Origin of the sequence: Hamadaea tsunoensis DSM 44101 (assembly GCF_000428945.1) — a bacterium.
Classification (GTDB): Bacteria; Actinomycetota; Actinomycetes; order Mycobacteriales; family Micromonosporaceae; genus Hamadaea; species Hamadaea tsunoensis.
Genome location: NZ_AUAX01000023.1, coordinates 113,244 through 139,800, shown reverse-complemented (window position 1 = coordinate 139,800; position 26,557 = coordinate 113,244). Strand labels below are relative to the sequence as shown.

The following is a 26,557-nucleotide window of genomic DNA, read 5'->3' as shown; positions in this document are numbered from 1 at the left end:
CCGAAATTGTCTGACTAACGTCAGCTATTTGGCAAGGCTCCGCGCCGGAGCGGGACGGCGGCGCAACCAGAGTTCGGCGAGCAGGATGTTCGGCAGCCAGGACAGGAACGGCATGACCGCGTACGCCTTCGCGAACGGGTCGTCGACGCCCGCCGCGACCAGGACGCCGATCCCGATCCCGAGCCAGAGCCGGAGGGTGACGCCGGCGTACGTGAGGGCGAACGTGCGGACCATCCAGCGCCGGTGGCCCTCGACGTCGCCGCGGCGGATCTTCGCGAAGGCGGCCCCGGCGGACGCGAGCCAGCACACCGCCAGCGCGCCGAAGCCGATCGTGCCGCCGAGCCCGGCCTGGTCCCGGAACGCGATGACGAGACCGGCGAGGCCGCCCGCGAGGATGCCGAGCAGGGCCAGCCGGCCGACGACGCGGTGCGCCCGGGGTGCTCGCGTACGCAGCCGGGCCGCGAACTGCCACGGGGACAGCAGCAGTGCCGTCCCACCCCCGACGACGTGCACGTAGAGCGCCACCTGTACCCAGTGCGGCTCGGCCGCGTAGTGCTTCGCCAGCCCGGTCCCGGCGGCTGCCAGGGAGTCCAGCGAGGACGTCAGGTAGGGCAGGGGAGCGTAGATCGCGATGGCCGCGGCGCTCAGCGCGTACCACCACCAGGCCGCCTTGCGGCGCCGGATCTGTTGTGTCGCAACAACCATGGCCCGAGCGTAGGAGAGGTTGCGGCACAGGGGACCCCTCGCGCGAGGGAGAACCCCTGGGTGGTTCCCCGGATTCGCGTACCCCGATCCGGCGGGCACGATGAGGACATGACGCTGCGCAAGGATGCCGTGCTCGCGGCCGGCCTCGCGGTGCTGGGCGTACTGGTCACCGCGGTGGTGCCGGCGGGACACGCGTACCGGGCGGTCGACGGGTGGACGGTGCTGCTGGCCGCGCTGCCCGCGCTGGCGCTGGCGGCCCGGCAGCGGTGGCCGCTGGCCGTGCTGACGCTCGTGTCGGCGACGGTCGCCGTGAACGCCGCGGCGGGCTTCACCGTCGCCGTGGTGCAATGGCCGGTCTGGATCGCGCTCTACACCTGCTTCGCGCTGCGGGACGTGCCCGCCCGGCTGATCGGGCTCGGGGTGGTCGGCGCCGGCGTCGTCGGCTACGTCGCGTTCGACCGCGAGGTCGTCGGGCCCTTCGAACTGTCCAGCGTCGCCGTCTGCGTCCTCGTCGCCGCCTTCGCGGGCGACGCCACCCGGGTGCGCCGCCGGCTCGCCGCGACGCGGCTGGCCCGCGAGCTGCACGACGCCGTCGGCCACGCCGTCAACGTCATGGTCCTGCAGGCCGGGGTCGCGCGCCGCGTCTTCGCCACCGACCCGGCCTTCGCGCGGGAGGCGCTGGAGCACATCGAGTACGCCGGCCGGGAAGCACTGTCCGAACTCGACGGAGTGCTGCACGTGCTGACCGAGGCGGACGCGCCGGTCGGCGTACACCTGGATGTGGAAGATCTCGTGGCGCGGGCCCGGGCCGCCGGTCGCGAGCTGGTGGTACGCGCGGAGCCGGTGGCCCTGCGGCCGGGCGGGGCCCGCGCGTTGCGGCGCATCCTGCTGGAGGCGGTGACGAATGCGTTGCGGCACAGCGATTCCGGGCCGATCCGCGTCGACCTGGTACAGGATCAGGGCACGGTACGCCTGGCCGTGGCCAACGATCTGACGCCCGGCCGGGGCCTGACGAACATGCGGGAGCGGGCCGAGGAGGCGGGCGGCGCGCTGGAGACGTTCGTCCTGCGCGCGAGCCTGCCGGCGGCCTCATGACGCCCGGTGCGGTGATCCGCGTGCTGGTGGCCGACGACGATCCGCTGATCCGCAGCGGCCTGCGGGCGCTGCTGGCGGCGGAGGCGGACATCGCGGTGGTGGGCGAGGCCGCGGACGGGCGTGACGCCGTGGCGCAGGCGGGGCGGCTGCGCCCGGACGTGATCCTCATGGACGTACGCATGCCGGTGCTCGACGGCGCCGCGGCGACCCGGCAGATCGTGGCCCGCTCGCCGCGGCCGCGCGTCCTCGTGTTGACCACGTTCGACGCGGATGCCGTGGTCGACGCGGCGCTCGGCGCGGGCGCGGACGGATTCCTGCTCAAGCGGGTCGGCGCGGAGCAGCTCGTGGCCGGCATCCGGACGGTGGCGGCCGGTGACGCGCTGGTCGCGCCGCAGGTGACCCGGCGCCTGCTGAGTACGCTGCGGCACCGCACCGGCACGCCGCTCGCCGATCCGCTGACCGACCGGGAGGCGGACGTGCTGCGCGCCCTGGCCGCCGGTCTATCCAATGAGGAGATCGCCGGTACGCTGCGCGTCTCGGCCGAGACGGTGAAGTCCCACGTCAAACGCATCCTCGCGAAACTGGGCGTACGCGACCGCACGCAAGCGGTCGTGTGGGCGTACCGAACGGGATTCGTGCCCTAGGGCCTGTCTCCCGGATCATTCGCGGCCCGTTGGCGGCCTCAGACGACGATCGGCGGCGCTTGAGTCTTCGCCGACAGGCCACCAGCCTGACGACGAAGATCAAGCTTGCCGAATCGCCGCCTGAGACTCGCCACCGGACCACGAGATCCGGGAGACAGGCCCTAGGGTTGGGGTGTGGTGATCAACGAGTTCGACGTCGAGCTGCCGGACGGCGGCGTGCTGCACGCGTACGACTCCGGGACCGGGGACGTGGCGGTCTGCTGGCACCACGGCACGCCCAACATCGGCACCCCGCCCGCCCCGCTGTACGCGGCGGCCGAGCGGCTCGGGCTGCGCTGGATCGCGTACGACCGGCCCGGGTACGGTGGTTCCGCCGCGGCGCCCGACCGGCCCGTCGGCAGTGCCGCCCGGTACACGGCCGCGGTCGCCGACGCGCTCGGCATCGGGCGGCTCGCCCTGTTCGGGCATTCCGGCGGCGGTACGCACGCGCTCGGGGCGGCCGCCCTGCTCGGCGACCGGATCACGGCCGTCGTGAGCGCGGCCGGGGTGGCGCCGTTCGGCGTACCGGGGCTCGACTGGTACTCCGGCATGAACAAGTCCGGGCTGGGCTCGCTGACCGCCGCCGCGTGCGGCCGGGCCGCGAAGGAGAGCTGGGAGGCCTCCGGCGTCGAGTACGACTCGGAGTTCACGGCCGCCGACTTCGCCGCCTTCGAGGCCGGCTGGGGCTGGTTCGGCAGCGTCGTCGGGCCGGCCCTCGCCGGCGGGCGCGCGCCGCTGATCGACGACGACCTCGCGTACGTGCGGCCGTGGGGCTGCGACCCCGCCCAGATCACCGCGCCGGTGCTGCTGCTGCACGGCGAGCTCGACCACACCATTCCGAGCTCGCACGCCGTCTGGCTCGCGGACCGCATCGCCGGGGCCGAGCTGCGACTGTCCGCACAGGACAGCCACATCTCCATCATGACGTCGGGCGAGGCCGCCCTGGAGTGGATCGCCGCGACCGTCAGCCGCGGATGAGCGTCCACGGGCCGGTCGCCTCGACGAGGAGCAGAACCGTCCCGCCGGGCACGGTCTTCGCGCCCTGTACCGGGGCGGTGTGCTGGACGACCTGCGTCTGCGTACCGGTCTTCGTGTACGCGTACACGGCGAAGCCGCCGGTGCCACGGGCGTCGTAGACGAGAGTCCCGAGTGTGGTCAGCCCGGCGCCGAGCCGGAGGACGTCGCCGTTGCGGCCGGTCGTCGGCGCGTCGGTGGACCACTGGCGGGCCTGGTCGAGGGGGCGCAGCGCGATCGTCCACGAGCCGGGGGCGACGACGCTGAAACCGGCGAACGCCGCGCCGTGCTGCCGGTTGACCACGGTCGTCGTGGTGTATCCGCTGCCGCCGACCGCGCTGACCAGCTGCTCCCCGGCGCCGCCACCGGGCTGGACGGCCCGCACCGACAGATCCCCGGGTACGCCGTCGGCCTGGAAGGTGAACAGCAGCGATTCGGTGACCGGCCCGCCGGCGTCGACGATCGCGGTGCCCTCGCCCGACCACGTCATCCCCTGAGCGCCGGGGCTGCTCGTCGTGGTCCCCAGCGGATGCGGGCTCGTCCCCAGCGGATCCGGGTCCGTTCCCGGCGGGATCGGGGCGGAGCTGGGCGCGAACGGGTCCGGCGCGCTGTCCGGCCGGGCGTACGCGGCCGTGCCCAGGCCGGTGAGGAGAAAGAGGACGAGCGGCATCAGGACGGACATCCGTTTCATCGGCACCCCCATGATCACGTCCTTGGCGCATCCCCCGGCGCACCCTCATTGTGGGACGCCGGCCGGTGCCGGGGACGATCATCCGCGAACTGGCCGCGCGGCGGCGCCGGTGCCGGTATAGCCTCCGCGTCATGCGCCGACCCCTGCCGCTCGTGCTCGCTTCCCTGATGCTGGCCGGCGCCTGCGGCACGGCGGCCCCCGACACGGCCGCGCCGGGCGTGCCGGCGCATCCGCGTACCGGCGGGCTGACGTGCGAGAAGGTCGACCTGTCGTGGGATGCGGCCGCCGACGATCACGGGATCGCCTTCTACGACGTCTACCACGACGGGCAGCTCATCGTCTCCGTCCCGGGGGACCGGCGTACCGCGGAGGTCGGGGTGGTGCCCGGCGCCGCGTGGGGCCTCTACGTCAACGCGCGCGACGAGGCCGGCAACGTCTCGCAGGCCAGCGCCACCGTCCCGGTCACCGCGCCGCCGTGCGCCCCCGACCACGTCGCCCCCACCGCGCCCCGCGGGCTCACCGGCGCCGCGGACGGCATGACGGTCACCCTCCGCTGGGCTCCTTCCTCCGACGACATCGGCGTACGCGCCTACGACGTCTACCGCGGTTCGGTCCTCGCCGGTTCCGTCACGGGTACGCCGCCCGCGACCACGTTCATCGACAGCGCCTACGAACCGAAGACGACGTACGCGTACTCGGTGGTGGCGCGGGATCTGCAGCGCAACATGTCGAAGCGCAGCAACACGGTGCGGATCACGACGGGTACCGGGTGCACGGTCTGCGGCGTACAGGTGGTGGCGACCGAGACCGACCTCCCCTGGGGGCTCGCCACGCTGCCGGACGGCTCGGTCCTCTACAACCGCCGGGACGCGCACGACATCATCCACCTCGACCCGAAGACGGGGAAGAAGGTGAACGTCGGCACGGTCCCGGGCGTGGAGAGCACCGACGGCGAGGGCGGTCTGACCGGCCTCGCGGTGTCGCCCTCGTACGCGGTCGACCATTTCGTCTACGTCATGCACACCTCGCCGACCGACAACCGGATCGTCCGCTTCCGGCTGGTGAACGACCGGCTCGACGCGGCCTCGGCGAAGGTGCTCGTCAGCGGGATCCTGCGGAACAAGTTCCACGACGGCGGCCGGCTGCGGTTCGGCCCCGACGGCAAGCTGTACGCGGCCACCGGCGACGCCCAGAACGGCGACAACGCCCAGAACCTGGCCGGCCTCAACGGGAAGGTGCTGCGGATCAACCCGGACGGCAGCGTACCGGCGGACAATCCGTTCGGCACCTATGTGTGGAGCTACGGCCACCGCAATCCGCAGGGGCTCGCCTTCGACGCCCAGGGCCGGCTGTGGGAGCAGGAGTTCGGCAACTCCGCCATGGACGAGACCAACCTGATCGTCAAGGGCGGCAACTACGGCTGGCCGGCCTGCGAGGGGACCAAGGGGGACTGCGCGGGATCGGTGCCGCCGAAGCTGACGTATCCGGTGGCCGAAGGCTCGTGCAGTGGCATCGCCATCACCGGTGACGTCGTCTGGATCGCCTGCCAACGCGGTACGCGCCTCTACCGCGGTCTGATCGACGGGGACGGGCTGAGCGGCGTACAGGCGTATTTCGTGGGAACCTACGGCCGGTTGCGGACCGTGGAGCCGGCGCCGGACGGCGGCCTGTGGCTGACGACGACCAACCAGGGCGACAAGGACGGCGTGCCGGACAACAGCGACGAGAAGGTCTTCCACGTGGCCCTCCACTGAGGACTTACGTGTACATCGATGTCACTCGCCGGGCGAAACCCCGAGCGGGAGGCTGACGCGGCGACCGACAACGATGTCATAATACGGTCCATGAGCGCCCATCCGCCCGATCGGCAGCCCACCCGCCCGACCCTCGCCCAGGTCGCCGCGCTGTCCGGGGTCTCCCTGAAGACCGCGTCGCGTGCCCTCGGTGGGGAATCCAACGTAGCGGAACACACTCGAACGCGCGTCCAGGAGGCGGCGGACCAGCTCGGATACCGCCCCAACGGGATAGCGCGCGACCTGCGCCGGGGCGCCCAGGCCTCGACGCTGATCGGCCTGCTGAGCGGCGACCTGGCCAACCCGTTCTACTCGCGGCTGGCCGGCGGCCTGGAGCGGGAGCTGCGCCCGCACGGCTTCCAGCTGGTCATCGCCAGCACCGACGAGGACGCCGACCTGGAGCGGCAGCTCGTCGACAACCTGCTGGAACGGCGGATCCGGGCGCTGGTCGTGGTGTCCGCCCTGGACGAGCACGACTATCTCGCGGCCGAGCGCCGGCACGGCATCCCGTTCATCTTCGCCGACCGGCCGCCGGTGGGCCTGTCGGCCGACGCGGTGCTGCTGGACAACCGGGAGGGTGCCCGCCAGGCGGGGGAGCACCTGATCGCGGGCGGCCACCGGCGCATCGGCGTGGTGGGCGACCTGTCGCGACTGTCCACACACCACGATCGCATCGACGGGTTCGCCGAGGCGATGCGGGCCGCGGGGATCGCGGACTGGACGGACTACCTGGTGCAGGACGCGCACGACGTGGCGGCCGCCGAGCGTGCGGTGGCCGGCCTGCTGCGCCGGAATCCGGCCCCCACCGCCCTGTTCACGACGAACAACCGGATCACGACCGGTGCGCTGCGGGCCCTGCGGGATCACCCGAATCCGCCCGCCCTCGTCGGTTTCGACGAGCTGGAACTGGGGGACGTCCTGGGCGTGACGGTGATCGCCCACGACGCCGAGGAGATGGGCCGCCAGGCCGCTCACCTGCTACTGGACCGGCTGGGCGGGGAGACCGGCCGGGCCCGCCGGGTCGTGATCCCCACCCGCCTGCTCGTCCGTGGTTCCGGCGAGCGGTTCCCCGCCGGTACGCCCTGACCAGGACCCCTAAGTCGACCTTGGTACACAAAAGACCAACCAAAGTCACGACTTGGAAACAGCAAGGAGACACAGATTGACATCGCGGAGGGCCGTCCGCAGAGTGACAACGATGTCACTTTGATTCGGAGGAGCTATGCGTCTCGCAATACGGGCCGCCGTCGCGGCCGGGATGGCAGGATTGCTCATGACGGCCGCTGCGTGCAGCAGCGACGACAACAGTGGTAGCTCGTCGGGCAGCAAGAACGTAGAAGTCTTCACGTGGTGGGCCGACGGCGGTGAGAAGGCCGGTCTCGACGGCCTGGTCGCCGCGTTCGGCACGGCCTGCCCGAACGACAAATTCGTCAACGGCGCGGTCGCCGGCGGCGCGGGCTCCAACGCCAAGGCCGTGCTGGCCTCGCGTCTGCAGCAGAACGACCCGCCGGACACGTTCCAGGCCCACGCGGGCGCGGAGCTCACCGACTACATCAAGAGCGGCAAGATCCAGGACCTCAGCCAGGAGTACAAGGACTGGGGCCTGACCGACGCCTTCCCGAAGGGCCTCATCGACAACCTGACGGTCGGCGGCAAGATCTACTCGGTCCCCGCCAACATCCACCGCGCGAACGTGCTGTGGGGCAACAAGACCGTCCTCGCGTCGGCCGGCATCACCAAGGACGCCACCGACCTCGACGGCTTCTTCGCCGACCTGGACAAGCTCAAGGCGAAGAAGGTCACGCCGCTGGCGCTGGGCAAGGACTGGACGCAGGAGATGCTGTTCGAGTCCCTGCTCATCACCGAGCTGGGCGCGGACAAGTTCAAGGGACTGTGGACCGGCACGACCGACTGGGCGGGCGCCGACATCACGAAGGCGATCAACGACTACAAGCGGCTGCTGACCTACACGAACAAGGACACCCGCGACACCTACGACTGGACCGACGCCGAGAAGCTGCTCATGGACGGCAAGGCCGGCTACCAGCTCATGGGTGACTGGGAGGCCGCGGACCTCGACGCCAAGGGCTTCAAGGACTACTCGTTCTCGCCGTTCCCCGGCAACGCGGGCACCTACCAGTGGCTGGCCGACTCGTTCGTCCTGCCGGTCGGCGCCAAGAACGCCGAGGGCACCAAGTGCTGGCTGAAGGTCGTCGGCAGCGCCGACGGTCAGAAGGCCTTCAACACCAAGAAGGGCTCGATCCCGGCGCGTACCGACGCGAACGCCGCGGACTACCCGGCCTACCAGCAGGCGGCCATCGCCGACTGGAAGTCCAACGCGCAGGTCCCGTCGTGCCCCCACGGCTCGGCGTGCTCGCAGGGCTGGCAGGGTGCGGTCGGCTCGGCCCAGGGCAAGTTCTCCACCGACGGCGACGTCGCCGCGCTGCAGACCGCCCTGGTGAACGCGGCCAAGCAGTTCGCGAAGGCCTGATCGGGTGAGCCTTCCCGGGTACCGTGCTCACGGTGCCCGGGAAGGCTCCATATCGTCTGGGGTTCTCCAATGCTTCTCCGACTGCGCCGCTGGGGCCCGGGGCTGCTGCTCATCGGCCCATCGCTGATCGTCCTGGCCATCTTCGTGTACGGCCTCATCGGCTACACGGTGAACCTGTCGCTGCAGAAGCGGCACGACGCCCTGCCGTCCGAGGGGTACGCGGGGCTGGACAACTACAAGAACCTGTTCACCGACCCGACCGGGCGCTTCCAGCACAACCTGTGGAATCTGCTGATCTTCACGCTGGTCTTCATGGGCGGCACGCTGATCTTCGGTCTGCTGTGGGCGCTCCTGCTCGACGTGCGTACGCGCTTCGAAGGCTTCTTCCGCACCGTCTACCTGTTCCCGATGGCCGTCTCGTTCGTCGCCTCCGGCGTGGTGTGGCGCTGGCTGATGAACTCCGGCCAGGGCGACAACGCGGGCGGCATCAACTCGATCTTCCAGGGGCTGCACCTGTCGTTCCTGGAGAACAAGTGGTGGACCACGCCGACGTGGGGCATGGCCGCCATGGCGATGCCCGCGATCTGGCAGCTGTCGGGCTACATCATGGCGCTGTTCATCGCCGGCTTCCGGGGCATCCCGGTGGAGCTGCGCGAGGCGGCGGCGGTGGACGGCGCGAGCACCTGGCAGCTCTACCGCCGCGTGCTGTTCCCGCAGCTGACGCCGACGACGCTGTCGGCGCTCATCATCACCGGGCACATGTCGATGAAGATGTTCGACCTGATCATGTCGGTCTCCGGGGCACAGTGGATCACCGAGGTCCCGTCGGTCTACGTCTGGCAGACGCTGCTCACCTACGACTACGCGAAGGCGGCCGCGATCGCGGTGTTCCTGCTGGCCGTGGTGGCCGTCGTGATCGTGCCCTACCTCATCCACGTCAACCGGGCGGAGAAGCGTTCATGAGCATCGACGTCGCCGCCCCGCCGATCGCCACCCGCCCGCCGGCCGCGGGCGGCCGGCGCAGCGGGAAGAAGGGCCGGTCGCCGGTCGCCACCACGATCCGGTACGCCATCCTGCTGTTCTTCGTGATCGTCGTCCTCATGCCGCTCTACGTGCTCGTGGTGACGTCGTTCAAGTCGGGCCGGGAGATCGGTGTCGACGGCGCCTGGAACCTGCCGACGACGTGGACGTTCGCCTCGTGGGCGAAGGCGTGGACGGCCCTGGGACCGTCGTTCCTGCGCACGTTCGAGCTGGCCATCCCGGTCGCGCTCATCTCCTCGCTGCTCGGGGCGGCCAACGGCTTCGTGCTGGCCCGCTGGCGCTTCCCCGGTGCCGACGTGGTGTTCACGCTGATCCTGTTCGGCATGTTCATCCCGTACCAGGCGGTCATGATCCCGCTCGGCCAGATCGTGCAGTGGCTCGGCATCGCGCACGGCATCCCGACGCTGATCTTCGTGCACGTCATCTACGGCATCCCGATCTGTACGCTGATCTTCCGCAACTACTACGCCACGATCGTGCCCGTCGAGATGATCGAGGCGGCCCGGATCGACGGCGCGGGAATGCTGCGCACGTTCGCGTACCTGATCCTGCCGATCTCGATCCCGAGCTTCGTGGTGACGATCATCTGGCAGTTCACGTCCTCGTGGAACGACTACCTGTTCGCGATCTTCCTGTCGAGTACGCGCAACGGCCCGATCACCATCGCGCTCAACGCCCTGGCCGGTGCCCAGTCGCCGGACTACGCGGCGTCGATGGCGGGTGCGCTGATCACCTCGCTGCCGACGCTGGTGGTCTACGTCCTGCTCGGCCGGTGGTTCATCGGCGGCCTGATGGCAGGCTCCGTCAAGAGCTGACCCCTCCCGGCCCCAGGGCTTCGCCCGCCCCAAGATCCCGTTTGGATCACGGTTGTCACCCGAATCATGGCCCAAGATTCGGGTGATTTCCCTGATCCAAACGGGATCTTGGGGGTGGGAGCTGGGAGCTGGGGGCGGGAGCTGGGGGCGGGATGGGGGGCGTGTCAGTACATGCCGCCGTTGGCGCGGATGATCTGGCCGCTGACCCACTGCGCGGTGTCGCCGGCGAGGAATCCGATGACCGCGGCGACGTCGACGGCTGTGCCGAGGCGGCCCTGCGGTGAGAAGCCGGCTGCTTCCACAATGGACTCAGGTGTCTCCTCGCCCCGGAAGAAGTCGTTGTCCACCGGGCCGGGAGCCACCGAGTTCACCGTGATCCGGCGCGGCCCGAGCTCCTGGGACAGGGACTTCACCAGCACGTCGCCGGCGGCTTTCGTGGCCGCGTACACGGCGAAGGGGCCGGGCATCTTGGCGGCCAGGGTGGTCGACACGACGATGATCCGGCCGCCGTCGAGGACGTGCTCGGCCGCGGCCCGCAACGTCAGGAAGACGCTGCGGAGGTTGACGGCGACCAGCCAGTCGAAGTCGGCGTCGTCGATCCGGGTGAGCCACTTCTTGCGGACCTGGCCGGGGGTGTGCACGACGATCGACGGGCGGCCGTGGCGGGTCACGACGTCCTCGAACAGCCGGGCGACGGCGGCCGGGTCGGTCGCGTCCGAGCGGATCAGGTCGGCTTGGCCGTGGGGGGCCAGTTCGGCGACGGCCTCCTTGGCGGCCACCTCGTCGTTGGCGTACGTGAGGACGACGCGGGCGCCCCGCTGGGCGAGTTGCGCCGCGGCCGCCCGGCCGATGTCGCCGGTGCCGCCGATCACGAGGGCCAGCCGGCCGGCCAGATCCGAATGCATGTCCACATTAAACAGACGAGGGCCGCGAACGGAAAGGGCGGGCCCCGGGAAACCCCGGAACCCGCCCGATCGTGACGGGTGCTACTTCAGGCGTACCGTGACGTCGCTGTCGACGACCGTGGTACCCGGCACCGTGCTGGCGGTCATCTCACTGGTGACCGTGCCCGTGCCGGGGAGCAACCCGAGCGCGGAGACGGTGTAGGAGACGCTCGCGCCCGGGGTCGGGTCGGTCGAGGTGACCACGAGGTCCTCGGTCGGCAGGACGCCGGCCGGCAGCTGCGCGCCGCCGGAGCCGTTCTCGTTCTCCGCCCCGACCAGGAACGGTACGCCCGGGTCGGCCGGCAGGTTGCCGGGATCGTAGGTGAACGAGATGTCCTGTACGCCGTTGAGCCCGATCCAGACCTGGAAGGTACGCGGATCTGTCGTGCCGCAGCAGACGTTCACGTCCCACTCGACGACGAGCCAGCTGTTGACTCCGTCGGTGAGGCTGCCGACGCGGAGACCGTCAGCGCCGCCACCCGTCAGATCCGTCCAGAAAGGAGCGAGCACGTTGTTGGGGCGTGCCGGATCCGGGATCTGCGTGAGCGAGCAGCAGTTGTTGTCCTCCGCGGTGCCGCCGCCGACGACGAGATAGCCGTTGGAGTCGACACCCACGCTCGTGTACGTCTTGCCGTCGTACTGGAACGCCGGGACGTTGTAGTTCGTCATCGTCTCGTCCCCGATCGCGTCGGGGGCGATGCCGAAGATCGACAGCGGCAGGTAGCCCGCCGGAGTCGCTCCCGGTGCGATGGACGGCACGCCCGGCTGGGCGCCCGCGAGCGTCACGTTGTTCTTCTTGACCGTCCACGGGTCCGAGACCGAGGCCCCGGTCGCGCCGGTGACCAGCAGGTGCGGGTCGACCGTGGTCTTGAGGTTCGCCGTGGCGTCACCGAAGGAGTTGTTCGACGCGGTCACCGTGCAGGTCGTCTGACGCAGCCAGGTGATCGACGACGGAGCGCAGTCCTGGGTCAGGCTGACCTTGCCCTGCTGCGGGATGAACGCGACCGGCAGGTGCAGCGCCGGCAGGTCCGTGCGGCTGGGCGTGAGCAGGATCTGACCGAAGTACTGGCCCTTCGTGGCGGACGAGCTGATCGTGATCTTCAGGCTCACCGACTTGCCCGGCTGCACCGTGAAGGAGCTGGGGCTGACGGTGATCTTGCTGTTCGCCGGGGCCGTCGTCGTCACCTTGTAGGTCTGCGCCTTGCTGGTGACGTTCGTGGCCGTACGCACCGTGCTGACCCGGCCCGGCAGCACCGGGACGTCGATCGACGGCAGGTTGAGGTCGACCGCCGACAGCGGGTCGTTGCCCAGCGCGTACATGTTCGCCGCGGTCTCGTCGAACGTGAGACCCGGCGTACCGGCCTTGGTCAGGTCGACGCGGCCGGAGCCGTCGTCGAACGGCGTGGCCGGCGTGACCGTGTCCTCCTTCACGACCGTGGTCTTGGCCGTGGTCATGAGGGCGGACTTGATCTGGCCCGGCGTCCAGGTCGGGTGCAGCGCCTTGACCAGCGCGGCCGACCCGGTGATGTGCGGCGCGGACATCGAGGTGCCCGCGATCGCCTGGTAGTACTGTCCGGGCGGGCCCTCGGTGGTGCCTTCCGGCGTCGGGGTCATGCCCGCCAGGATCTGCACGCCCGGCGCGGTGATGTCGGGCTTGATGCCCAGCCCGCCGGGACCGCGCGAGGAGAAGGCGGCCATGACGTCGCCCTGGCCGTTCTTCTTCTGGCCCTCGGTGAACGACGCCGTCACGGCGCCCGGGTGGGCGGCCATGAACGCCGAGAACTGCGTGCCGTCGGCCAGGTGCACGGCCGGCAGCCAGTGGTTGTCCGTCTCGACGTCGGCGAGCGTGGCGTTGAACAGGATCATGCCGGCGGCACCACCCTGCTTCACGTTGAAGCCCTTGTCGACACGGGCGTTGCCGCCCCGCTGGCAGGCGACGATCTTTCCGGCGAACAGGCCGGCCGGGGCGGCGTGCGTGCAGAGCGCGTCGCTGTAGGGCGCGGCCGACGCGGGGACCACCGGCAGCGGACCCGCGCCCGCCGTGATGGAGGCGCCGGTCAGCGTGAGCGTGTCCGCCCCGCTGGTCAGCGTCAGCGTCGAGTCGAACTCCCGCGTCTGCGTCGAGGCGGCCACGGTGGTCACCCACGGCGAGACGTGGTCGGTGGTCGCCGCGCCCGGGCCCGAGTTGCCGGCCGAGGCGGAGACGAACACACCGGCGGCGTACGCGTCGAGGAAGGCGAGCTCGGTCGAGTCGGTGTAGGGGTTGCTCCCACCCGAGATCGAGTAGTTGATCACCGAGACGCCGTCCTTGACGGCCTGCTGCACGGCGGCGGTCAGGTCGGAGGCGTAACCGCCGCTCGGCCCGAGAGCCTTGTAGACCGACAGCCAGGCTCCGGGCGCGATGCCGTGCAGGGGACCGCGGTCCACGCCGAGCACCGGCGCCGACGTCACGATGTCGCCGGTCGCGGTGGACGCGGTGTGCGTACCGTGGCCGTTGGAGTCGCGCGCGGAGCGGTAGGTGTCGGCGGTGGCGCTGCCGGGCGGGTTGAGAGCGTCGTACGTGGCGGCGAACCGGGCTCCACCGATGAGCTTGTTGGTGCAGGTGAAGACATCCGTGGCCGGCGTCAGGGGGTTGTCCCCGAAGTCGCACGTACGCGCCGTCCCGTCGGCCTTCGCCGGTGGTGCGCCCAGGTTGCCCTGGTCGGCGAAGGACGGGTGCTCGGGCCAGGCGCCGGTGTCGATGTCACCGACGATCACGCCCTTGCCCGCGTTCGCGGTCCCGCCCAGCTGCGGGTACAGCGAGGTCGCGCCGATGAACTCGGAGCTGGCGTCGGTGAGCGGCTGGCGCAGGTCGTCCTTCTGCACCGCCGAGACGCCGGGGATCCGCAGCAGATCATTGATCTGGTTGGCCGGGACCACGGTGGCGACGCCGCCGTAGACCGTCCGCAGCCGCTGCGAGATCTTCGCGTTCGGCACCTTGGCGTGCAAGGCGTTGAGGAACGCGTCCTCCTTGCCGGCGAGGTAGCCCTCGTAGTTCCGTTCGGCGCTGCTGTTCGACAGGCGCTTGCCGGTGACCGTGGGGCTCGTGGCGGCGTACCCGGAGACGCCACCGGTGTAGGTGGACACCGAGTCGACGTCGAGCTTCACGACGACCGCGACCGGTGCGCTGTCGGTCCGCCCGAGCAGCGACGGGTCGGTCTGCGCCAGCCGGCTGCTGGGTGTCTTGTCGCCGGAGTAGCGCGTACCGGGCTGAATCTTCTGCGCCGTGAACGACGGCGCCTGCGCCGCTGCGGCCGAGGAGATCGTCACCGCGGTGAGCGGCGCGATCAGCACACCCGCGAAAGCGGCTTTCAGCCACTTGCGTTGTGTCATACGGACTCCCTTTCTGGGGGCGACCAGGTACGCCGGTGGCAGGGTTCACCGTCCGGTGCGGACAGTCCGGGCCGGCGTACCTGAATGACGGTTCAGTTGCCTACCGTGATGAAGGGGAGAGTAATGACCGGGATGGCTTATGAACATAGAAGATGATCTCCTGGAGCCTTCTCCTATAAGCCATAGGTGCAGGTCGGGCCGGATGGGCGAGATAGTTGCCGATCATCCTTTGTCCGACCGACGACCGGCCGATCACCGGGTACGCCGACCGGCCGAGCGCGACCGGCGTAGCCACCCTTCCCGCTCCCCTCTCCCCACAGTGGATCCACCCCGAGGATCTTGCGTGTGCAAGATCGTCGAAAGGAGAACGGAGGGGGAGGGTAGCGGGTTACGCGGTGATCGAGAAGCGGGCGGCCTGGAGTTTCTCGTCGCGGGACGACGGGCCGACGAGGAGGTCGAACTCGCCGGGTTCGACGACCCGGCGGCCCTGCGCGTCGACGAGCGTACAGGCGGCGGCGGGCAGTTCCAGCTCGACGATCCTGGTCTCGCCGGCCGCCACCGGCACCTGCGCGTACGCCTTGAGCTCCTTGACCGCCCACGTCGCGGAGGTGACCAGATCGCGGACGTAGACCTGCACGGTCTCCAGGGCCGGCCGCGATCCGGTGTTGCGCAGCTCGACCCGCGCCCGGATGGTGTCGCCGGCGGTGACCGAGGGCGTGTCGACCGTCAAGCCTGAGTAGACGACCGTGGTGTAGCTGAGGCCGTCGCCGAACGCGTACGCCGGGCTCTGCGTGAGGTCGGCGTAGCGGCTGCCGTGCTGGCCCCGGATCTGGTTGTAGTAGGTCGGCTGCTGGCCGGCGTGCCGGGCGAACGAGACGGGCAGCCGGCCGCTCGGCTCGATCTGGCCGAGGATGAGCTCGGCGAGGGCGGTGCCGCCCTGCATGCCGGGGTTCGCGGCGTAGATCAGCGCCGCCGCCCGGTCCGCCGACGGCGGCAGCACCAGCGGCTTCGAGCTGATGAGCACGATGACGAACGGCTTGCCGGTGGCGGCGAGCGCGTCGAGCAGGGCGACCTGGGCGCCGACGAGTTCGAGCGTGGCGGTGGAGCGCCCCTCGCCGACCAGCTCGATCCGGTCGCCGACCACGGCCACCGTGACGTCGGCGGCCTCGGCGGCGGCGACGGCCTTCGCGAGCAGCTTGCGGTCGGGGGCGGCGGGCAGCACGACGTTCGGCCGGGGCTGGCCGTCGGGGAAGTACGCGCCTTCCGGGTCGGGGCCGACGGTGAGGATGTCGGCGCCGCGCGCGTGGGTGACCTTCCACCCGGCCGGTACGCGTTCCTTCAGTCCATCCAGGACGGTCCGGATCAGCCGGCGGGGGTGCCCGTCGCGCAGCCATTCGGCCTGCCCGGAGGCGCCTGCCCAGTCGCCGAGCTGGGTGTGGGGGTCGTCGGCGTTGGGGCCGACCACGGCGATCGTGCGGGGCGTGCCGGTCAGCGGCAGCGTCCCGTCGTTGCGCAGCAGCACCAGCGAGCGCCGGGCGACCTCGAGGTTGAGCGCGGTGTGCGCGGGAGTGCCGATGACGGCCTTCTGCCGGGCCGGGTCGGGCCGGCGCGGGTTCTCGAACAGGCCCAGCTCGAACTTGAGCGTGAGGATCCGGGCGACCGCCTGGTCGATCTCCTTCTCGTCGAGCAGCCCGCGCGCGACCGCGTCCTGGGCGCCCTGGAAGAACTGCGGCGTGGTCATGACCATGTCGTTGCCGGCCCGCACGGCGGCCGCGGCCGCCTCGGCGTGCCCGGGGAACAGGTGCTGCTCCCACACCATCCGCCCGACGTTGTCCCAGTCGGTGACCAGCGTGCCGGTGTACGCCCACTCGCCCCGCAGCACCTCGTCGAGCAGCCACGAGTTGACGGTGATCGGTACGCCGTCGATCGCCTGGTAGCCCAGCATGAAGGTGCGGCAGCCGGCCCGGGCGACGCGCTCGAACGGCGGCAGGAACCAGGAGCGCAGCTTGCGCCGGGAGATGTCGGCCTCGCTGGCGTCCCGGCCGCCCTGCGTCTCGGAGTAGCCGGCGAAATGCTTGGCGCAGGCCAGGATCGCGGTCTCGTCAGCGAGCCCGTCGCCCTGGTAGCCGCGGACCATCGCGGCGGCCAGCTCGCCCAGCAGGAACGGGTCCTCGCCGAACGTCTCGCTGACCCGGCCCCAGCGCAGGTCGCGGGCGATGCACAGGACGGGCGAGAAGGTCCAGTGGACGCCGGTCGCCGACACCTCGACGGCGGTGGCCCGGGCGACCCGTTCGATCAGCGCCGGGTCCCAGGTGGCTGCCATGCCGAGCTGGGTCGGGTAGATCGTCGCGCCTTCCCAGAACGAATGCCCGTGGATGCAGTCCTCCGCCACCAGCAGCGGGATGCGCAGCCGCGTACGCTCGGTCAGCTTGGCCGCCTCGAGAACGCGTTTCGGGGACGTGTGCAGGATCGAGCCGACGTGCATCTCCTCGATCAGGTCGCGCACCCCGTGCTGGGCCGACAGCTGCATCATCTGGCCGGCCTTCTCCGCGAGCGTCATCCGGCCGACGAGGTCGGCGACGCGCTCGGCGACGGGCAGGTTCGGGTCGAGGTACGGCATTGCGGTCACGGGGACGATCCTTGCATGCCGGTCCGACAGGTAGGGTTCCCCCAGGTGTGCCGGGAAGTCTGGTCGGCGGTCGACGACCCCTGCCCAGGAAAGGCCCGCTATGACCGATGCCCGCCCCTTCGCCCTCCTCATCACCGTGATCGCGCTGGCGCTGCTCGTCGCCGTCGCCGTCAACCGGGTACGCGTACCGGCGCCGGCGATCTTCCTGATCGGAGCGGCCGCGGCGTCGGACCTCGTGCCCGCCTGGGGCCGGCTGTCCCCGGAGACGGTCGGCCGGATCGTCACCGTCGCGCTCGTCGTGGTCCTCTTCGACGGCGGCATGGGCATCGGCCGCCGCCGGTTCCGCACGGCCGCCGGCTCGATCGCCTGGGTCGGCGTGGCCGGCACCTTCGTCACCGCGGCCGCGGTCGCCGCCTGCGCGCACGGGCTGTTCGGCCTCGGCTGGCAGACCTCGCTGCTGCTCGGGGCCGCGCTGTCGCCGACCGACCCGGCGGTGGTCTTCGCCGTCCTCGGCCGCCGCGAGATCCAGGGCCGGTCCTCGACCCTGCTGGAGGGCGAGTCCGGCGCGAACGATCCCGTCGGCATCGCGCTCATGGCGGCCCTGCTCGCGGCCGGCGGCGCGACCGGCTGGTCCGCGGTCGGCGTGGGCGTACGCGAGTTCGCGGTGCAGATGTCCGTCGGCGGGGTCGCGGGCGTCCTCGGGGGACTCGGACTGGCCGCCTTCTCGCGTCGCGTACGCCTGCCGCACCCCGGCCTCTATCCGCTGCGGTCCCTGGCGGGGGCGGGGCTTATCTACGGCGTGACCACGATCGCCGGGGGCTCCGGATTCCTGGCGGTGTTCGTCGCGGGCATCCTCCTCGGCGACGTGGCCGCCCCCTTCCAGGACGACGTACGCCGGGTCAGCACCGCCCTCGCCAGCCTGGGCGAGATCGTCGCGTTCACCGTCCTCGGCCTGACGGTGTCGCTGCGCGGCCTGCCGGCGGGACACGCCTGGCAGATCGGACTCGGCCTCGCCGTGCTGCTGGCCGTGCTGATCCGGCCCGTCCTGGTCGGGCTGCTGCTCCTGCGCGTACGCCTGACCCCGGGCGAGAAGGTCTTCGTGCTCTGGTGCGGGCTGAAGGGCGCGGTCCCGATCCTGCTCGGCACCTTCGTGCTCGCGTCCGGGGCAGCCGAGGCGGACCGGATCTACGGGATCATCTTCGTGGCCGTCGCCTTCTCCGTCATCGTCCAAGGTGGACTCGTCGGCTGGATGGCGAAGCGGTGCGGCGTACCGGTGCGGGAGCGGGAACTGCGCCCGTGGCCGCTCGGGATCCGGCTGGCCGGCGCGCCGGAGCTGTTGTCCTATGTGGTCGAAGCCGGTGCGCCCGCCGACGGGGCCGCGGCCGGCACCCTCGCCGAGGACCACGGCGTCTGGATCGCCCTCCTGGTCCGCGACGGCGCCCTCGTCCCGGTCTCGGCGGACACGGTGGTCCGGGCGGGCGACGAGGCCCACGTCCACCGTCCCACCGAGGTCATGCGCGGCGCGTCAGGAACCTGAGCTGCGGGCTTTCCCCGATACTGGTCCGATGATCGACACGACCATGCTCACACCCCGGCAGCAGAAGATCCTCTCCGTCATCCGGGACTGGGTCGTGGAGCACGGCTACCCGCCGACCTCGCGCCAGATCGGGGACGCCGTCGGGCTCGCGTCCTCGTCGTCGGTCTCGTACCACCTGCGGCGGCTGGAGGAGGCCGGGTGCCTGCGGCGGGGGGCGGCGCGTACGCGCTCGGTCGACGTCCGCATGTTCTTCGGCAAGGGCGAGGACGGCGAGGACACCCCGACTCCGGTGCTCGTCCCGCTGCTCGGCGCCATCGCGGCGGGCGGCCCGATCCTGGCCGAGGAGTCGCTGGAGGAGGTGCTGACCCTGCCCCGCGAGCTGGTCGGCCGGGGCACGCTGTTCTGCCTGCGGGTGCAGGGCGAATCCATGGTGGACGCCGCCATCTGCGACGGGGACATCGTGGTCGTGCGGCAGCAGCAGGACGCGTACAACGGGGACATCGTGGCCGCCATGATCGACGGGGAGGCCACCGTCAAGGTGTTCCGCCGCCGCCGGGGGCACATCGTGCTGGAGCCGCGCAATCCGGCGTACGAGGACATCGACGGGGACGAGGCCGTGATTCTCGGCAAGGTCGTCTCCGTCATGCGCCGCCTCTGACTCCGGCGTCCCCAGCTCAAGATCCCGTTTGGATCAGGGAAATCCACGTAATCTTGGCCCAAGATTCGGGTGATTTCCCTGATCCAAACGGGATCATGGGGCGGTTCTCAGCCCTTCAGGGCGGCGGCGACCGCGTCGGCCAGGGAGGTGGTCGGGCGGCCGATGAGGCGGCTCAGGTCGTGGCTGTCGGAGGCCAGCTCGCCCCGTGCGATGCCCTGGTCCGCGTCCGCCAGCGCGCCCGCGTAGCCCTCGTCCAGGCCGAAGCCGACCAGCGCCTGAACGTAGTCCTGCGGCGCCAGGTCGTTGTACACCACCGGCTTGCCGGACTGGCGGGCCAGCTCGGCCGCGTACTGCGCCATCGAGAACGGCTCGTCCGCGGCCAGCTCGTAGACCTTGCCCTCGTGCCCGTCGGTCGTCAGGACCGCGGCCGCGGCCGCCGCGTAGTCCGCGCGCGGCGCCGCGCCGACCCTGCCGTCGCCCGCGCTGCCGATGACCGCGCCCGCCGCGATCGAACCGGCCGCGCCCGCCGTGTAGTTCTCGGTGTACCAGCTGTTGCGCAGCAACGCGTGCGGCAGGCCCGACTCGCGCAGATAGGCCTCCGTCGCCTGATGCTCCGCGGCCAGCGCGATGCCCGTGTCATCCGCCTTCAGAATGCTCGTGTACGCGACGAAGGGCACTCCGGCAGCCTTCGCCGCGTCGATGACGTTGCGGTGCTGGGGCACCCGCTTGCCGACCTCGGATGCCGAGACGAACAGCAGCTTGTCGGCGCCCTCGAAGGCGGCCCGCAGGCTCTCGGGGTCGTCGTAGTCGGCGACGCGCACGGGTACGCCGAGATCGGCGGCCTTCTTCGGATCACGGGCGACGGCGACGATCTCCTCCGCCGGTACGCCCCGTTCGAGCAGGTCGGCGATGACGAGACGGCCCAGGGCGCCGGTGGCGCCGGTGACAACGATCATGACTCTTCACTCCTCGGCTGTGTACGCTCACCAACAGACTTGCACTAACTTTTCGAAAGTGCAAACTGTGAGTGAGTGCTGTCACCAGGTATGGTAGACGAGTGAGCAGCCCCGATCCCGTGAACGACCCCTCGAACGAACTCATCGCCGACGTGTTCGCCCGCGGCTGCGATTCGCGCGGCGTACTCGCGGATGTCTCGAACAAGTGGGGAGTGCTGGCGCTCGTGGCGCTCGGCGAGGGTGCCTACCGGTTCAACGCGCTGCGCCGGCGGGTCGACGGGGTGAGCGAGAAGATGCTGGCCCAGACGCTGCAGACGCTGGAGCGCGACGGCCTGGTCCGCCGTGAGGTGCAGGGCGCGATCCCGCCGAAGGTGGAGTACAGCCTGACGCCGCTCGGCGGGCAGGTCGCCGAGCGGCTCCGGGGTCTGATCGATCTGCTGGAGGGCAACCTGCCCGCGATGGTGGCGGCCCAGGCGGACTACGACGCGGAACGGCTCGCTACCCGACCAGCTTGAGCATCATCGGGATCTCGCCGCTGCGGGTGGAGTCGATGCGCGTCGCGAACTCCAGCACCTGAGGCTGTACGCCCGACGTCAGCTCCATGCGCGCGTACTCGACGGCCTGGTGCTGGTGGCCGAGGAGCAGGTTGAGGAACTCGCGGTCGAAGTCCGCGGGCGCGGCCTGGGCGAGCGCGTCGATCTCCTTCTGCCCGGTCGCGGGCAGGCCGCCGTGCTCGGCGTGCAGGGCCGGGTTGCTGTCGGGCGCGAGCGGCTTCCCCCAGCCGGTCAGCCAGGCCTGCACCTGCTTGTACTCGTCGGCCTGCGTCACCTTGATCGCTGCCGCGAGCTGCTTGACCTGCTCGTTCGTGCTGTGCGACGCGGCCAGTTCGAGCAGCTTGTCGGCCGGCGCGTACTGCGCGGCCATCATCTGCAGGAACATCACATCGGTGGCGTTGTGCGAGCCGTCCTCGGCGATGCCGATCGACCGCGACGCCGACGGTCGCGCCGGCAGGGACGCAGCGGCCTGCGTACCGGTGTCGGGGGTGGGCTGTGCGGCGCAGCCGCTCACGCTGAGCAGCAGGAGGGCGAGCGCGGCGATCTTCTTCACGGGGGACGTTCCGTTCCGTCGCTGGAGGAGGTGGCCGGGCCCGTTCGGGGCGGGCCCGGCCGGGGACATCAGATCTTCTGCCAGAGCGCCGGCGTGGTCGGCGGTTCCCAGCCGACGAGGGCCGTGTGCGCCTGCAGGCATCGGTAGCTGACGCCGTTGTACGTCACGACCGCACCGACGGCGTACGCCGTGCCGGGCGTCCAGGTGGTGGCACCCGTCGGCGAGGAGCTCGGCGACGGGGCGGTGCTGCGCGAGGGGGACGCGCTCGGCGAGGGCGAGGCCGAGCGGCTGGGGGAGGCCGACGGCGACGGTGACGGGTTGCCGCCACCGCCCACGGTGAGGTCGACGCACGAGTAGAACGCGTTCGCGGTGTCGTAGACGTTCCACCGGGCGAGCACCTTGATGCGGCCGGAGTAGCCGGCGAGACTGACGGTATGGCTGACGGTGGCGCCAGGGGTGGCGCCGTTGTCGTTCACGACCGCGACTCTCGTGCTGCCGACGAAGTACTCCCAGGTGCTCGTGCGGTGGCGGGCCGTGAGGACCCAGTTGAAGGTGACGCTGGTGCCGACGCTGGTCGCGACCCACGGCTTCGAATCGTCGTTGAGCTCGGCGAACCGGCTGCCGCCGCCGTTGCACAACATCGAACCCTTGGGCGCCTCGACACTCTGCGGCTCCCAGACGATGTCGCCGCAGTTGGGGACCGTGCCCGAGGCGCATTGTGCCTGGCGGCTCGGCGGCGACGAGATGTAGCCGTGCGCGCTCGCGGCAGGAACATTGACCAAGAGCGAGGCCACGACGGCCACTGTGGACAGGATGGTGAGGGTGACGCTCTTACGCATGGCTCCTCCTCGTTGGGGGACGAGTTCTTCCAGGGCCGTGCCGTACGCGTGCGGAAATTCGCGTACGTCTGTGCGCCAAGATACGGTAAACAAAAGTTACAGTAAATGCTCTTAACGACAACGCGTCGGATTGGCACACCGGATTCAGGTCAGGCCCGCATGGGTAGCCTGGTTGACATGGCCGAAATGCCGACCGACATGCGGGCGTACAACCGCCAGGTGATCTCCGATTTCCGTGCCCACGGCGCGCCTCCGGGGCGACCGCTGCTCCTGCTGACCACGACCGGCCGCCGGAGCGGTGCCGCCCGGACGACGCCGATGATGTTCGTACGGCTGGACGGGCGGCTGCACGTGATCGCGTCCAACGCCGGGGCGCCCCGGGACCCGGACTGGTACCTCAACCTGGTCGCCGATCCCCGGGTGGTCGTGGAGGTCGGGTCGTCCACGATCGCTGCAACGGCATCGTCGCTGACGGGAGCGGATCGGGAAGCGGCCTGGGGGCGGATCACGGCGGACTACCCGTTCTTTGTAGATCACCAGGCGGGGGTGTCGCGGGTGATCCCCGTTGTGGCTCTGGATCCTGTCTGATCCAACCAGCTCGCTTTTTGTCGCGACTCCATTCTGGATGGATCGGACAGCCTGCATACCGGACAGTCGTGACAATGCCCAGCCTGACCAGGCTGTCGGCCCGGCGTCGTTGTGGCGCTATGGATCCCCGGCCTCGGTCGCGGGATCCGGAACGTCCCTGGCCTCGATCCAGTGCCCGCAATCCGTAGTAGTGGATCTCCATGGCGTGATCAAGTTCCCTGGAGCCGCGGAATCGGCCCGTTTTCTGCAGGATCCGGGAACTTGATCATGCCTTCACGTCTGATGGAGCGACCTCTGCCCCCCGAGTGATATCCGGCAAGGAAGCGCCCTCCCGCCGTCATGATGTTACTTGATCAAGAAAATCGGCGTCGTGATGCCGTATGAGTGGTATTTGATCAAGGCAGCTGCCGTTCATCGATCACTGGCGGGGGCGGGAACCATGTTGTCGGCCGCGACCGATTCACCCGCAGATGCGACCGGAGAGCCCTTTCCTGTCCAAGATCGCTTGCGTTGCCCGCGCAGCTGCGTCTTCCGCGATCGTGTCGATGTGGGAGCTCCGGCACCACCGGCCGGAAGCACGACGTTACAAAGAGGACCGGGAGCGTTTGTTGCGGTAGAGCTCCTGATCCGCCACCCGCAACGCGGCGGCCAGGTCGTCCTCCAGGGCCGCCCATCCCGCGCTGATCGAGACCGGCGTCGACCGGGCCAGGGCCTGCCAGTCGTGCGCGTCCACCGCGGCCGTCATCCGCCGTCCGATCTGGTACGCCTGCTCGACCGTGGTCGACGGCAGCACGACGACGAACTCGTCGCCGCCGTAGCGGGCGAGGAGGTCGTCGGGGCGCATGTTGCGGGCGAGGATGCCCGCGACGCGCTGCAGGACGAGGTCGCCGGTCGGGTGGCCGTGGGTGTCGTTGACGGCCTTGAAGCCGTCGAGGTCCAGCAGGCCGATCACGGCCGGTACGCGGCGGGCGGCCAGCGCGGCGATGAAGGCTTCGAGCCGGCGGCGGTTGGGCAGGCCGGTGAGCGGGTCCGACAGGGCGGCGTCGGCGTGCCGGGCGGCCATCTTGCGCAGGCGTTCCTGGTCGAGGGTCACGCCGACGCTGCCGATGTAGCGGCTGCGGACCTCCCGTTCGGGGGTGGTCGTAAGGCGCATGGCCAGGCGTTCCGCGGCCAGCGCGGCGGCGTGGTCGCCGCGGGCCGATTCCACGATCGAGCGCAGCCGATGTGTCTCGGCGGCGCCGAACACGTCGATCGGGCCGGAGACGTCGTCCAGCAGTTGGAGAGCCCGGTCGGGGTCGCCGCCGGAGAGGGCGTCGCAGACCGCGCGGAGTTGGCCGGCGTGGATCAGCGACGGATCCTCGCCCGGGTCCGGTGGCGCGATCGCCTCCGTGGGTACACCGAGGACACACAGCCGGGCGGCCGCGTACGCGAGGAAACCGGTGTCCATCGCGTTCAGGTCCGCGGCGCTGGCCCGGCCGAAGCGTACGGCGGCTTCGAGATCGCGTACGGCGATGTCGGTGCAGCCCTGGTGGTCGGCGGCGACCGCGGCGCGTACCTGGGTCTCGAGGCAGGCGCAGATCGCCTCGGTGATGTTCGCCCGCACGCACAGCTGCCGGCCCTGCCGCATGGCGTCCAGCGCCTTGGCGTGGAAACCCATCGCCGAGTAGGCGCTCGACAGGTCGTGCCAGGTGTCGGCGGCGGCGACCGACAGTTCCGACATGCGGCGCAGGACCCGCTCGGCGCGTACGAGATGGTTGGCGGCGGTGCCGAGCGAGCCGTTCTCGTGCGCGACCACCCCGGACAGCACGTGGTACTCGCCGGTGAGGCGCGGGTGGCGGGGAGCCTGGGCGAGCGCGGCGCCGATGGCGTCGAGGATGGCGGCCGTGGCGCGCCGGTCGTCGGCCTGCCCCAGGTTGAGCAGGGCGACCAGCTTCTCGATGAGCGCCTGGCCGACCCGCAGCGGGTCGACGGTGCCCGCGATGATCTCGTCGGCCAGCGTGTACGCCTCCGCGGAACGCCCAGCCGTGGTCAGATCGCGGAAGATGAGCCACTCGGCCGCGATCGGGTCGTCCTGCGGGCCCGCCATAGCCGTACTGTACAAATCCCCAGCCTGCCACGCAGGAACCGGGCACCGCTTGATCCCCTGCGGGTCCGCCGGTCAGCCGGGCTGAATCGTACGAAAAGCCATCGGCGTCGTGAACCGGACGTCGTGTGCGGTGTGGCGGTTATCGTGCCGCAAGCGTACCGTCTGCTGATCTGTCCAACGTAGACGAGGTGGGGCTATGCGGCTGCGCTGGCTCGCGATCGCGGTCGGCCTGGCCGTCGCGGCCGGGGCGACGGTGGCGTACCTGACCCGATCCGCGGGCGATCCGACGCTGCGGATCGACACCGTCGCGGCCACCCCCGGCGGGTCGGTCGCCGGCACGCCGCCGGGCTCGGCCTCCGCGTCGACATCGGTGTCCGCGTCCGCGTCCGCCTCCGCTTCGCCGAAGGCCTCCGCGCGCCCGAACGGCTCCGCGCTCGCGTCGCGTCCGAACGACGGTTCCGGCTACTGGCCCGACTTCTCCAACACGGGGTACGCGCACACGCCGGCGAACGCGGGCGGTTTCGGGCATGCCGCGTACCCGGGGAGGTTGACGGACTACGCGTCGGGGATGAGCGCGACGAAACCGTTGCGGCTCAGCTATCCCGACAACAGCGTCATCTACTTCAAGCACTTCCTGGCGTTGAAGGTCGAGATCTACGGCGACAATCTGACGTTCGTGGGCTGCCTGTTCGAGGGGGCCGACCCGAACGACAACCTCGTGCAGATCTACGCCGACCGGGCGATCGCCTTCCGCTACACGACCTTCAAGCCCAGCGCGTACGCGCGGCCGCCCGGCAACGACGGGAAGGTGTCGTCGGCGCACAACCCGCCCGGTACGCCGTTCGACAAGTCGTGGCAGCTGATCACCACGATGAAGGAGGCAGTGTCCACGATGGACCACAACGACATCTGGGGCGACGCCGGGCTGGAGATGGTGACCGGGTTCGCCGGCCGGCCGTCGCGCTGGACGAACAACTACATCCACGATCTGGCGGACACCTCGCACGACGTGTACCACCACGACGGCATCGGCCCGCAGAGCGAGGGGAACGGCGGTCCGATGATCATCGACCACAACACGATCGCCTCCCTCGGCAACACGAACGGGCTGGCGTTGCAGGGCGACGGCGTCTACGACCACGTCTCGTTCACGAACAACTACGTGTCCGGCTGGGGGTACGCACTCAGCATCGGCGTACGCGACAACGCCACGAACATCACCGTCACCGGCAACGTGTTCTCGGCCGAGTTGAGCCAGTTGTACGGATTCAACTACGGCGGGATGTGGGGCGGGAAGTCGCGTGGTTCGACCTGGCGGAACAACCGCCTCCAGGTACGCGCCGGCGACGGGAACAAACACTTCACGACGGCCGACAACGGCAGATATCTCTGGCCCTCGAACTCCGCGCACAGCGGCGACTTCACCGGCTGAGCGCCGCCCTGAGATCCGGATTCGCCTATCTGCGCAGGTCATCACACCTACCCTCGACATTATCGAGGGAAGGAGACCTTT

22 protein-coding genes are annotated in these 26,557 nt (G+C 70.5%); 13 read left to right on the top strand and 9 right to left on the bottom strand.

The annotated features are described in order from the left end of the window. Positions 1 to 24 precede the first annotated feature (24 nt). Positions 25 to 705, bottom strand: a complete 681-nt coding sequence (locus G401_RS0129155; protein WP_034593472.1) for a DUF2306 domain-containing protein — start codon at positions 703 to 705, stop codon at positions 25 to 27. Positions 706 to 813: 108 nt separating this feature from the next. On the opposite strand from G401_RS0129155, the gene G401_RS0129150 reads away from it, so the two are divergent. The 3 genes from G401_RS0129150 (at position 814) to G401_RS0129140 (ending at position 3,461) form a co-directional block, all read left to right on the top strand. After that, positions 814 to 1,800 (top strand): sensor histidine kinase, encoded by a 987-nt coding sequence (locus G401_RS0129150; protein ID WP_027345260.1) that lies wholly within the window; start codon positions 814 to 816, stop codon positions 1,798 to 1,800. An 11-nt stretch (positions 1,801 to 1,811) separates the two neighbouring features. Further along, positions 1,812 to 2,444, top strand: a complete 633-nt coding sequence (locus tag G401_RS0129145) for a response regulator (RefSeq protein ID WP_027345259.1) — start codon at positions 1,812 to 1,814, stop codon at positions 2,442 to 2,444. A gap of 174 nt (positions 2,445 to 2,618) precedes the next feature. Beyond that, entirely contained in the window at positions 2,619 to 3,461 is an 843-nt protein-coding gene (locus tag G401_RS0129140) for an alpha/beta fold hydrolase (protein WP_245601880.1), read from the top strand. Here the strand turns inward: G401_RS0129140 and G401_RS0129135 are convergent. Further along, a complete protein-coding gene (locus tag G401_RS0129135; RefSeq protein ID WP_157546513.1) occupies positions 3,448 to 4,188 on the bottom strand; it encodes a hypothetical protein in 741 nt (246 codons plus the stop codon). The two genes, G401_RS0129140 and G401_RS0129135, sit on opposite strands and share 14 nt — an antisense overlap. A gap of 131 nt (positions 4,189 to 4,319) precedes the next feature. Here G401_RS0129135 and G401_RS49220 point away from each other — a divergent pair, with 131 nt between their 5' ends. The 5 genes from G401_RS49220 (at position 4,320) to G401_RS0129110 (ending at position 10,328) form a co-directional block, all read left to right on the top strand. Then, entirely contained in the window at positions 4,320 to 5,942 is a 1,623-nt protein-coding gene (locus G401_RS49220) for a PQQ-dependent sugar dehydrogenase (protein ID WP_051367307.1), read from the top strand. Positions 5,943 to 6,032: 90 nt separating this feature from the next. After that, on the top strand, positions 6,033 to 7,067 hold the full coding sequence (locus G401_RS0129125) for a LacI family DNA-binding transcriptional regulator (RefSeq protein WP_027345256.1): 1,035 nt from the start codon (positions 6,033 to 6,035) through the stop codon (positions 7,065 to 7,067). A 136-nt stretch (positions 7,068 to 7,203) separates the two neighbouring features. Then, complete coding sequence (locus tag G401_RS0129120) at positions 7,204 to 8,472, top strand: ABC transporter substrate-binding protein (RefSeq protein ID WP_027345255.1); 1,269 nt, start codon at positions 7,204 to 7,206, stop codon at positions 8,470 to 8,472. A gap of 69 nt (positions 8,473 to 8,541) precedes the next feature. Next, positions 8,542 to 9,435 (top strand): carbohydrate ABC transporter permease, encoded by an 894-nt coding sequence (locus G401_RS0129115; protein WP_027345254.1) that lies wholly within the window; start codon positions 8,542 to 8,544, stop codon positions 9,433 to 9,435. Then, positions 9,432 to 10,328, top strand: a complete 897-nt coding sequence (locus G401_RS0129110; protein WP_027345253.1) for a carbohydrate ABC transporter permease — start codon at positions 9,432 to 9,434, stop codon at positions 10,326 to 10,328. The genes G401_RS0129115 and G401_RS0129110 overlap by 4 nt, the downstream gene beginning before the upstream one ends. A gap of 164 nt (positions 10,329 to 10,492) precedes the next feature. Here G401_RS0129110 and G401_RS0129105 read toward each other — a convergent pair whose 3' ends face one another. The 3 genes from G401_RS0129105 to G401_RS0129095 all read right to left on the bottom strand — a co-directional run bounded on the left by G401_RS0129105 (position 10,493) and on the right by G401_RS0129095 (position 17,264). Then, positions 10,493 to 11,233 carry an SDR family oxidoreductase gene (locus tag G401_RS0129105; protein WP_027345252.1) on the bottom strand — a complete coding sequence of 247 codons (741 nt, stop codon included), beginning with the start codon at positions 11,231 to 11,233 and terminating at the stop codon, positions 10,493 to 10,495. Between the two features lie 81 nt (positions 11,234 to 11,314). Further along, positions 11,315 to 14,644 carry a S8 family serine peptidase gene (locus G401_RS0129100; protein WP_034593468.1) on the bottom strand — a complete coding sequence of 1,110 codons (3,330 nt, stop codon included), beginning with the start codon at positions 14,642 to 14,644 and terminating at the stop codon, positions 11,315 to 11,317. A gap of 388 nt (positions 14,645 to 15,032) precedes the next feature. Beyond that, positions 15,033 to 17,264 (bottom strand): exo-beta-d-1,3/1,6-glucosidase, encoded by a 2,232-nt coding sequence (locus G401_RS0129095; RefSeq protein WP_034593465.1) that lies wholly within the window; start codon positions 17,262 to 17,264, stop codon positions 15,033 to 15,035. A gap of 109 nt (positions 17,265 to 17,373) precedes the next feature. Here G401_RS0129095 and G401_RS57955 point away from each other — a divergent pair, with 109 nt between their 5' ends. Beyond that, positions 17,374 to 18,810, top strand: a complete 1,437-nt coding sequence (locus G401_RS57955) for a cation:proton antiporter domain-containing protein (protein WP_051367306.1) — start codon at positions 17,374 to 17,376, stop codon at positions 18,808 to 18,810. Between the two features lie 28 nt (positions 18,811 to 18,838). Beyond that, positions 18,839 to 19,468 carry a transcriptional repressor LexA gene (lexA, locus tag G401_RS0129085; protein ID WP_027345249.1) on the top strand — a complete coding sequence of 210 codons (630 nt, stop codon included), beginning with the start codon at positions 18,839 to 18,841 and terminating at the stop codon, positions 19,466 to 19,468. 107 nt (positions 19,469 to 19,575) lie between these two features. Here lexA and G401_RS0129080 read toward each other — a convergent pair whose 3' ends face one another. Beyond that, the gene (locus G401_RS0129080; protein WP_027345248.1) at positions 19,576 to 20,424 is read right to left on the bottom strand and encodes an SDR family oxidoreductase; all 849 of its coding nucleotides are present in this window, start codon (positions 20,422 to 20,424) and stop codon (positions 19,576 to 19,578) included. A 101-nt stretch (positions 20,425 to 20,525) separates the two neighbouring features. Between G401_RS0129080 and G401_RS0129075 the strand changes: the two genes are divergently transcribed. After that, positions 20,526 to 20,939, top strand: coding sequence for a winged helix-turn-helix transcriptional regulator (locus G401_RS0129075; protein ID WP_051367305.1), 414 nt, complete (start codon positions 20,526 to 20,528; stop codon positions 20,937 to 20,939). Here G401_RS0129075 and G401_RS0129070 read toward each other — a convergent pair. Both G401_RS0129070 and G401_RS0129065 read right to left on the bottom strand, forming a co-directional pair. After that, positions 20,923 to 21,531 carry a DUF305 domain-containing protein gene (locus G401_RS0129070; RefSeq protein WP_051367304.1) on the bottom strand — a complete coding sequence of 203 codons (609 nt, stop codon included), beginning with the start codon at positions 21,529 to 21,531 and terminating at the stop codon, positions 20,923 to 20,925. The genes G401_RS0129075 and G401_RS0129070 overlap by 17 nt on opposite strands. A gap of 68 nt (positions 21,532 to 21,599) precedes the next feature. Continuing rightward, the gene (locus G401_RS0129065) at positions 21,600 to 22,370 is read right to left on the bottom strand and encodes a lytic polysaccharide monooxygenase (protein ID WP_027345245.1); all 771 of its coding nucleotides are present in this window, start codon (positions 22,368 to 22,370) and stop codon (positions 21,600 to 21,602) included. Between the two features lie 177 nt (positions 22,371 to 22,547). Between G401_RS0129065 and G401_RS0129060 the strand changes: the two genes are divergently transcribed. After that, positions 22,548 to 22,958, top strand: coding sequence for a nitroreductase family deazaflavin-dependent oxidoreductase (locus G401_RS0129060; RefSeq protein ID WP_245601879.1), 411 nt, complete (start codon positions 22,548 to 22,550; stop codon positions 22,956 to 22,958). Between the two features lie 583 nt (positions 22,959 to 23,541). Here G401_RS0129060 and G401_RS0129055 read toward each other — a convergent pair. Then, positions 23,542 to 25,044: a GGDEF domain-containing protein gene (locus tag G401_RS0129055; protein ID WP_051367303.1), complete on the bottom strand. Its 1,503-nt coding sequence runs from the start codon at positions 25,042 to 25,044 to the stop codon at positions 23,542 to 23,544. 196 nt (positions 25,045 to 25,240) lie between these two features. On the opposite strand from G401_RS0129055, the gene G401_RS0129050 reads away from it, so the two are divergent. Further along, complete coding sequence (locus G401_RS0129050; protein WP_027345242.1) at positions 25,241 to 26,476, top strand: hypothetical protein; 1,236 nt, start codon at positions 25,241 to 25,243, stop codon at positions 26,474 to 26,476. The last annotated feature ends 81 nt before the right edge of the window (positions 26,477 to 26,557 follow it).